The sequence below is a fragment of the Bacillus sp. 05T31 genome, from assembly GCF_056396725.1.
In genome coordinates this window covers 1-2,737 of sequence record NZ_JBFTMA010000610.1, presented here as the reverse complement: position 1 = coordinate 2,737, position 2,737 = coordinate 1, and the positions used below count along the sequence as shown (strand labels likewise).

The 2,737-nt window shown below is 31.6% G+C and carries 2 protein-coding genes and 1 pseudogene; all 3 read left to right on the top strand.

The window, feature by feature from the left end; genetic code table 11:
* The first annotated feature begins 1,217 nt into the window (after window positions 1–1,217).
* Complete coding sequence (locus AC1DJR_RS25135) at window positions 1,218–1,841, top strand: hypothetical protein (protein ID WP_033709182.1); 624 nt, start codon at window positions 1,218–1,220, stop codon at window positions 1,839–1,841.
* Window positions 1,842–1,970: 129 nt separating this feature from the next.
* Window positions 1,971–2,327, top strand: a complete 357-nt coding sequence (locus tag AC1DJR_RS25130; protein WP_000606233.1) for a hypothetical protein — start codon at window positions 1,971–1,973, stop codon at window positions 2,325–2,327.
* Between the two features lie 137 nt (window positions 2,328–2,464).
* Window positions 2,465–2,737 (top strand): annotated as a pseudogene (locus AC1DJR_RS25125) (hypothetical protein); the annotation flags it as partial.

Here is a 2,737-nt window from a genome sequence, read left to right as displayed (position 1 = left end):
CCCGTAGGCATAATACAGACTGTATCTTTCCCATCTAATACATTTTTAATTGTTTCATCTTGTCCTCTTCGGAATGACGAATAACCGAAATAAGACGCTAAAAGTTCTTGTGCTTTTGTAAACAAAAAAGAGTCACCTGCTTTTCTTTATCTTTCATCTATTCCCATTATATCATCAAACTGATTCTCGCCACTTTGAATTTTATAAGTATTTGAGTTCTATTTGCTTCCTACGTTTTCCAACATAAAAAAACAAATCTAGTACACAAGAAGAAAGAATTTCAAAATAAATATTCATTTAATTTACCTTCCTAGAATACTACTAATCGTATACATATGAATTTGAGGAGGTTAAATTATGAAGAGTCGTTACAATAATTCCAACAAACCTAAAGCATTAAATAAACAACTCCAATTCTCTAATAATGATGCGTGGAAATATGAATCATTTTATAAGTATCAGCCCTTATTTTCTTATAGCAAGTTTATGAATTTCCTTTCTCAACTTTTTAAACGTTAATACATGTGCCAAATATATATCATTCAAACAAATTTTCTCAACATATAACTTATAGACTTACTACAATACAGTTGTTACCATATATAATAATCTGTTAGATAAACCCCTTATGTTGACCTGCTKAAATTAGCAGGTCTTTTTTTATAMTTAYATATYGCRATRTATCGTAGCCTGRCTGAAAAGTCTTTTCTCCATTTTAGAACCCTATTCCGCTCTCCACAAATGATTATAATTCCAAAAAGCAAAATATAAATCCGCTACATTCATACAAGCAATTCATTTTTTCTCAATACACAAAGTGAATTTCATTTGTTACTATAAAAGTACTCTAGATGAGTTTTTGCTCATCAACATTATCTAGTTAAAGGGATCTGCCGCGGGAAGCAGATCCCTTTAACTTTATTAAAAAGCACCCTTCTCATTTGGACACATTTACCAGGTTTTTTTGAAAGAATTTTATGTTAATATTACGTAGTCGAGTCCGACATCTCGGCAATACCCTTTTGAGGTCCTGCAATTTCCCTTGCAGGACCTCTATTATTTTAGAATTCTTTTTATTCATATATATCATAAGTGTGTTTTTTATTCCCCTTCAACTTTCTCCTTTTCCAACTCTCAAAAAAACTCTTGGACACGTAACTTAAAAATAACGTTTATCATATTGTGAGATATACATGTTCAAAGGAGTGTAAATATTTATGTATACTTATTGGCAATCGTATTACTCCCCTTATCATATCACTAATGGAAACTTCGATTCATTTGTACGAAATTACCGAGTTAGTAAAAACGAAAACTTTCTAAAAGGATATATGCGTTCTTTATGGGAACAACACGTTGCTTGGACACGATTAGCCATTATAGGCATCATCTTTAACTTGCCCGACGTAAACGTTACCGTTGGACGTCTTCTACAAAATGCAACACACATGGGGCTATCACTTGAACCATTCTACGGAGAAAATGCAGTAAAAAAATATAGTGCATTAATTAAAGACCACTTAACAATCGCTGCTGATCTTGTTAAAGCCGCAAAAGCTGGTGATCAAAACGCAGCGGCCGCTATAGAAAAGAAATGGTACGCTAATGGAGACGAAATTGTTGAGTTTCTAACTAGTATCAATCCATATATAGAAAAAGAAGAATTTAGAAAAATGTTTTATGAGCATTTAGCGTTAACGAAAGCGGAAGCACTTGCCTTCCTAAATAAAGATTATGATGCCAGTGTAAAACTATACGATAAAATTGAAAAAGAAGCATTAGAAATGGCCGACATGATAACAAACGCAATCGTAAAACAATTTCCGCAAGTATTTCAATAAAAATAAGCCGATTTGAAAAAACAAATCGGCTTATTTAGTTTTCTATCAATGATATTTCACCACTCCTCTTTACATTTAACGTATATCGATATATTTTATTAATATCCGTTTTTTATAGGAGGAAATAGTTTGATTAACGCAATTGGTCTCGTATTTATTCTCACAAATAAGCACGAGAAAAAGAAGAAAGTTTATCTGAATGAAAAATTCGCATTAATAGACATTATTGATTCTAAAGAAGTATTTGATGATGAAGGTAACTCATTAGTAGAACTAACATGTAAATACAGCATATACTTAGATGAAAAATACTATTGTAAATCTCTCGATGATTATACTGGACAAGTATTCCCCTTCTTAAGCGCAAAAATAGGAAAGGGACTTCTTAGAAACTTAAATTATTACTTTTCTTACGTTGATGCCTATGATAAAAAACCACCTGTTAAAGAAATAAGACCGCTTATGAAACAAGTAACTAACAGATAGCGGACAGTATTCAAAAAGAAAGCACCTAACTTCAGATGCTTTCTTTTTTTGAATCAGTAACTCTCTAACTTTCATCTCCTTCTAAATATATATACCCAAGCATACTTTAAAATAAAAACATTGGAGGATTAGGCTGAATGAAATATTCAGAATCAATCGTAAGTAAACGGCTTCGAAAACTTAAAACAACTGGTATGTTTTTTATACTATTTTTAATCGCCTGGCTTGGATATACAAAATTCCTTTATGGAAATGGTTTTCTTCTAGAAAAGAAAAATTCAGTTGAAGTAATGAATACTAGCGTTACTGGAGAAATAGAAAAGAATTTCGATGTAAACTTACAAGGTTTTCGTAAAACGAACCTTGATACACTTATAGATGCTAGTAAAACCGATCCTAGCGAACTATCC